The organism is Vibrio nigripulchritudo ATCC 27043 (genome assembly GCF_000222685.1).
Classification (GTDB): Bacteria; Pseudomonadota; Gammaproteobacteria; order Enterobacterales; family Vibrionaceae; genus Vibrio; species Vibrio nigripulchritudo.
Genome location: NZ_AFWJ01000118.1, coordinates 1 through 6,292, shown reverse-complemented (window position 1 = coordinate 6,292; position 6,292 = coordinate 1). Strand labels below are relative to the sequence as shown.

Sequence of the window (6,292 nt, the reverse complement as noted above, 5' to 3'; positions counted from 1 at the left end):
AACACTTTCTTTCGATTAAGGAGTAACCTGTTTCTTTTATTGAACAATGATTGTATTAAATGACCTAGGGATACAGAGATTCGAGCTGTATACGAAAACCTGACCAAAGGTAATAAGGAAGGATGAAATATGTGTTTAGACCACGACTGGATCAACAACGCGGTTCGTAAAATCGAAGCCGATTTTCAACGCAGCGCCGACACGCATCTTATCAAGTTGAACCTACCCAACCTTCAGGGCATCGACATATACCTGAAAGACGAAAGCACTCATCCAACTGGGTCGTTAAAGCATCGACTGGCTCGCTCTTTGTTTCTTTATTCCATCTGTAATGGATGGGTGGGTCCGGACACCCCAATCATCGAGGCGTCTTCCGGTAGCACCGCGGTTAGCGAAGCGTATTTTGCGCGTCTGCTCGGGTTAAGGTTTATCGCGGTTGTACCAAAGAAAACCGCTCAGTCGAAGATCGACCTGATCCAGTTCTACGGTGGTGAAGCGCATTTTGTGGAAAGAACCGACGAAATTTACGATGAATCCCGACGTCTGGCGAAAGAATTAAATGGTCACTATATGGATCAGTTTACTTACGCTGAGCGAGCAACCGACTGGCGTGGAAACAACAACATCGCCAACAGTATTTTTGAGCAGATGGCATTAGAAGATCATCCGGTGCCAGAGTGGATTGTGATGAGTGCAGGAACCGGAGGCACATCTGCCACCATTGGCCGGTTTATTCGTTATCAAAAGCACCACACAAAACTGTGTGTAGTGGACCCTGAGCATTCCGTATTTCACTCATACTATAAAACAGGTGATGCCGATTTAAGTCTGGATATAGGTAGTCGAATTGAAGGGATTGGTCGCCCCAGAGTCGAACCAAGTTTTATGCCCGGCGTCATCGACGAAATGAAAACCGTTCCGGATGCAGCCAGCGTTGCTACCGCGCGGTGGATGGAAACAATCTTAGGCAGAAAGGTCGGCGCGTCGACTGGAACTAACTTGTATGGTGTCTTGCAGATAGCTGAAGCAATGCGTGAACGCGGGGAAACAGGCTCGATTGTCACGCTATTGTGTGACAGCGGTGAGCGCTATCTGGATACCTATTACAACGAAGAGTGGGTTAACACTCACATAGGTGACCTGTCACCCTATACCAAAGAACTTCAGGAAAAGTTTGGAGTATAAGTTCAAAAACGCCAGCTCAAACTGAGCTGGCGTTTTGCATTGCAAGTAACCTTTAGAGCACTATTTCTTCTGGCGGGCTTCGAACGCTGCCAGCTGTTCAGGTGTAGCCGGAAGCTGGTGGTTTTCTTTCCACTCATCGTAAGTCATTCCGTAAACTCGCTCTCTGGCATCATCGATAGAAAGTGCCAGCCCTTGCTCATCGGCTTCTGCTTTGTACCACTTACTGAAACAGTTGCGACAGAAACCTGCCAAGATCATCAGGTCAATATTCTGAACATCTTTGTTATTGTCTAAATGGCTGAGTAAGCGACGAAACACCGCTGCATCCAGCTTATCCTGTTCTTCCTGGCTTAAGTTCTTGTAATTAAAATCGGCCATTATCTGTTCCTTGTTGGTTTCTATTCTTTGCTGCTGCCCATTGTAATCTCACCATGTGATGAACGGGCTTTTACGTGTTTCGCTAACGCGGCATTGAGTTGTGATTCTACATAGCCTGGCGAATGCGTGCGAGCAGAGATCAGTCGATACATCGCCGGAATCACAAACAGGGTCACCATGGTAGCAAATGCCATTCCGAAGAAGATGACAGTACCCACAGCCACGCGGCTTTCGTAACCGGCACCGCTCGACAATATCAGCGGTATCGAACCTGAAAGCGTGGTGAATGCCGTCATCAGGATTGGGCGTAAACGTCTGGCTGCCGCATCGACAATCGCTTGCTCAAATTCGATACCTTTGTCCCGAAGTTGGTTAGCGAACTCGACGATCAAAATGCCGTTTTTGGTCACCATCCCAATCAGCATGATCATACCTATCTGGCTGTATATATTGAGCCCCTGCTCCATAAAGAACAGCCCCAGAAATCCACCTAATACGCCCATAGGAACGGTAAACATGACAACCAGCGGGTTTACAAAGCTTTCAAACTGAGCGGCTAAAACAAGGTAGGCAACTAATAATGCCAACGCAAACACCACAAGAACACTGGCTTGATTTTCTTTGAACTCCTTGGACTCACCAGAGTAAGCGACGCTGATGTCACTCGGCAGGTTATCAATCGCCAGTTTATCTAAGTGATCCAGAGCCTGCCCTAGTGTGACCCCTTCATTGAGATTAGCACTGACGGTAATCGACTTTTGTTTGTTAGTGTGAGAAAGACGAATCGATGCGCCTACTTCTTCAATTTTGGTTACTGCATCCAGAGTAACGAGTTGCCCAGTTTGGGTCCGCATGTATATTTGACTGAGATCAGCTGCGCTGTTGAAATGGTTTTCATCGCCACGAAGATAGACATCATATTCTTCACCCCGCTCGATGAATGTGGTTTCTGTTTTACCGCCAAGCATCACTTCGAGTGTGGTAGAAATGTCGGTGACTTTAATCCCCAATTCTGCCGCACGCTGCTTATCAACACTCACCACCAGTTCCGGCGTCTTTTCTGAGTAGTTGATGTCTGCCCCGTTCATCAAATCGCTTTCGTTGGCTTTGTCTTTAATGAGATTCGCCCATATCTGTAGCTCCTGATAGTCAGAGCCACCGAGTACAAACTGAACGGGCTCGCTAGAGCCTCCACGAAAACCTGGCATCATTGGAAAGACTCTGGCGTCTGGAATATCACCCAAAGCTTTTCTCACCATTCCTAGCGCTTGCTGGGCGGTTTGAGTTCTGTCCTCCCAGTCTTCCAATATCATAATAACGAAGCCAGTCTGGTCACCAGCCCGACCTCCAAACGCTGGAGACTGAACGCTGAAGGACTTAAGTACACCCTGCCCTAGAAGCGGCAATAACCTCTGCTCTACGATATCGATATTGGCGTTCATTCGGTTGTAACTGGTGCCATCTGCTCCTCTTACGAACGCAAACAACACACCGCGGTCTTCTTTTGGTGCCAGTTGAGAAGGCACCTGTTCCATCAGATAAACACTGCCACCAATACAACCCAAAATAATGATTGGAGCCAGAATTCGCCACGCCATGGCTTTGGATAACGCTCGGCGATACGCTCTCTCGAGTTTGCCAAACATGTTGTCGATGAAGGTATTGAACCGGCTGGCTTTCACATTCGCCTTGAGGATCTTACTTCCCAGTACTGGCGTAAGAGTCAGCGCTATCAGTGAGGAAAAAATCACAGACATAGAGAGCAAGACAGAAAATTCGGTAAACAAAAGACCAACCATACCTTCCATAAAGGAAATGGGCAGGAACACCATCACCAGCACTAACGTTGTCGCCACTACAGCGAAACCCACTTCTCGTGTGCCTTTATAAGCCGCCAGCAAAGGAGATTCACCGCGTTCGATATGGTGATAAATGTTTTCAACCACAACGATGGCATCATCCACCACCAATCCGATGGAAAGTATCAGAGCCATTAGGGTGATAAGGTTGATAGAAAACCCAAAGTAATAAGCTGCGATAAAAGAAGAAATCAAAGAAACTGGCACCGTAACCGCAGGGATCAGCGTTGCTCTGACTTGTCCGATAAAGATGTACAACACCAATACCACCAAGCCACCTGTGATAAAGAGGGTGTTATAGACTTCAGAAATCGAGCGATCGATGAATACGGTAGAGTCGTAGTCGATGGCTAAACGCGTGCCTTCTGGCAAGAACTTCTGAATCTTCTCAACTTCATCATGTACCGCTTTGGCAACTTGCAATGGGTTGGCATCAGACTGAGGGACAATGCCTAAACTGACGTTTACTACGCCGTCACTTTTGAAAGTGGAGTTTTCGTTTTTCGCACCGATAAACACATCCGCAACATCGCGAAGATATATCGGGGATCCATCCTTGGCTTGCTTGACGACCAGATAATCAAAATCTTCAGGTGTGTTGTATAAACGGGCGGTGCGAACCGACATAACCATAGTGTCGTTTCGGACCTCTCCCCCTGGGTTTTCAACGTTTTCGCTTCTAAGTGCACTGGTAATGTCGGTTGTGGTTACACCTCGCCCCGCCATAAGCTCTGGCTTGAGCTTAACGTACATCACCTTATACAACCCGCCCGAAATGTTGACGGAGCTGACCCCAGTGATAAGAGAAAAACGGTCGACCAATACGCGCTCGGTATAATCCGTTAGCTGAGTGCGATCCATTTCGGAAGAACTTAGGTTGATATATACCGAGGCTTCGCCACTGCCGTTATCTTTGTAGACGATGGGATCATTGGCTTCATCTGGCAAACGGCGCTGGGCTCGGGCGACCGCATCACGCACGTCGCTCGCGCCAGTGTTCAGGTCGTAGCCAAGTTCGAATTTTATGGTGATGCGGGAAAAACCATTACGCGAAACAGACGTAATTTCGTCTATGCCACTGATGCCAGAGAGCTGGTCTTCCAATACGGAAGTGACCTGACTTTCCATGATGGAAGCCGATGCGCCATCATAACTGGTACTGACGGTAACCACAGGGCTTTCTATGTCCGGCATTTCCCGAACAGAAAGCTTGGTGAAAGAAACAAAACCAAACACACAGAGCAGCAAACTCAGAACAATGGCAACAACCGGCCTTTTTACCGATACATCAGACAGCCACATGATTACTGCTCCTTACGGGAAGGTTGTTTCCCACCCTGTGGCTTTTCGCCAGCTTCACGAACTTTAACGCCATCACGCATGTTCACCACGCCCTGAACCACGATCTTTTGTCCAATCTCCAGCCCTTTTTCAACCACGACCTGATTATCGATACGAGCACCTAACAGAATTTCGGTACGTGTGGCTTTGTTGTTTTCACCAACCACATAAACGTAGCGTTTGGTGCCTGAATATTGCAGTGACTGAACAGGAATAATAGGCGCACTCAGAGGTGGAAAATCCAGTGTTGCCGCCATCAACATCCCTGGTTTGAGCTGCTTACTGGCGTTTTTTAAATGTACTCTGACACGCAGATTAAGGGTTTCAGGATTGATTCGTGAGTCAATCGCCACGACTTCACCATCAAACTGTTTGTTCCCCCAGGCTTGGTTAGTCGCAACGACAGGCATGCCAACGGATAACTGAGCCAAATAGCGCTCTGGTACTTGAATATCCAGCTCCATTAAAGAGAGGTTGTCCAGCGTAAGTAAGTTCTCACCAATGCTTACTAACTTGCCTCGGCTAAAATCGACAAACCCTACTGTGCCGGAAAATGGGGCTTTGATGTGAAGATCGTCTAGGTTAGCTTTTGCTGCACTCAGTCTTGCACTGGCGATGTCTACAGATGCTTTCTGACCATCGATCTCGGTTTGGGTAATAGCGCCACGTTTTAACAGGCGTTGATATTCCTTAAGTATCCTTTGCTGGTCCGCCAGATAAGCAGTGGCTTCTGAAACTGAGGCTCTAGATTTATCGTCATTGAGTGTGATGAGTACTTGCCCTTTTTTCACATCATGATTGGAACGAATCTTAATAGATTCAACTTTTCCAGCCGCTTCTGGAGCGATAATGACACTTTCACTCGCCTCTAATTTGCCAATAAGAGACAAGGATTGGGAAATTTGATGTTCCGCGACCAACTCTGTTACTACAGCTACTGATCTTTCGCCTCGTGATTCTTTTGCAAAAGCTGAAGGGGCTAAAAGGAATAAAGTAGAGAAAAGAATAGGAAATATCGATTTAGTTTTCATACGGAAAGCCCGAAGTTTGTATAAACACAATTTTATCAAGTGATACGGCTTTGAGCGTAAAGGAATGTAAAGTTTGCGAAATATTCAGTAAGTAACCTGTTGCTACGTATAAATTTAGTACAAAACGCCCATTTTTTGTTGCTCCTGCCCAAAAAGGAAGCATTCAAGTCAAATTTCCAAGAAATCTCTTTACAGCATATTCGAGTTTGCTATCATGCGCTCCGCACTTGGTTACTGAGTTGGGAAAACAGTGACTAAGTATAAAAAGCACCCTGGAGGGGTTCCCGAGTGGCCAAAGGGAGCAGACTGTAAATCTGCCGGCACTGCCTTCGATGGTTCGAATCCGTCCCCCTCCACCATATTTCTTCTGCTGTTTATTCCTTTTAAACATCAGACAACTTGATTGATGAGTTGGGAAATCATCTCTTAAGTATAAAAACACCCTGGAGGGGTTCCCGAGTGGCCAAAGGGAGCAGACTGTAAATCTGCCGGCACTGC

The 6,292-nt window shown here is 46.9% G+C and carries 4 protein-coding genes and 1 tRNA gene; 2 read left to right on the top strand and 3 right to left on the bottom strand.

The annotated features are described in order from the left end of the window. Positions 1–129: 129 nt before the first annotated feature. The gene (locus RH89_RS11875; protein ID WP_004402103.1) at positions 130–1,185 is read left to right on the top strand and encodes a PLP-dependent cysteine synthase family protein; all 1,056 of its coding nucleotides are present in this window, start codon (positions 130–132) and stop codon (positions 1,183–1,185) included. Between the two features lie 60 nt (positions 1,186–1,245). Here the strand turns inward: RH89_RS11875 and RH89_RS11870 are convergent, their stop codons facing one another. The 3 genes from RH89_RS11870 to RH89_RS11860 are packed head-to-tail and all read right to left on the bottom strand — an operon-like array spanning position 1,246 to position 5,794. Beyond that, positions 1,246–1,563: a DUF1244 domain-containing protein gene (locus RH89_RS11870; RefSeq protein WP_004402102.1), complete on the bottom strand. Its 318-nt coding sequence runs from the start codon at positions 1,561–1,563 to the stop codon at positions 1,246–1,248. A 20-nt stretch (positions 1,564–1,583) separates the two neighbouring features. Then, on the bottom strand, positions 1,584–4,724 hold the full coding sequence (locus tag RH89_RS11865) for a multidrug efflux RND transporter permease subunit (protein WP_004402101.1): 3,141 nt from the start codon (positions 4,722–4,724) through the stop codon (positions 1,584–1,586). Between the two features lie 2 nt (positions 4,725–4,726). Continuing rightward, positions 4,727–5,794 carry an efflux RND transporter periplasmic adaptor subunit gene (locus tag RH89_RS11860; protein ID WP_004402100.1) on the bottom strand — a complete coding sequence of 356 codons (1,068 nt, stop codon included), beginning with the start codon at positions 5,792–5,794 and terminating at the stop codon, positions 4,727–4,729. Positions 5,795–6,068: 274 nt separating this feature from the next. Here RH89_RS11860 and RH89_RS11855 point away from each other — a divergent pair. Next, a tRNA-Tyr gene (locus RH89_RS11855) sits at positions 6,069–6,153 on the top strand. The last annotated feature ends 139 nt before the right edge of the window (positions 6,154–6,292 follow it).

Bases quoted from the DNA above. Each gene is read 5' to 3' on its own strand.
- RH89_RS11860 (WP_004402100.1), bottom strand. From the start codon at position 5,794: ATGAAAACTAAATCGATATTTCCTATTCTTTTCTCTACTTTATTCCTT.
- RH89_RS11865 (WP_004402101.1), bottom strand. From the start codon at position 4,724: ATGTGGCTGTCTGATGTATCGGTAAAAAGGCCGGTTGTTGCCATTGTT.
- RH89_RS11875 (WP_004402103.1), top strand. From the start codon at position 130: ATGTGTTTAGACCACGACTGGATCAACAACGCGGTTCGTAAAATCGAA.
- RH89_RS11870 (WP_004402102.1), bottom strand. From the start codon at position 1,563: ATGGCCGATTTTAATTACAAGAACTTAAGCCAGGAAGAACAGGATAAG.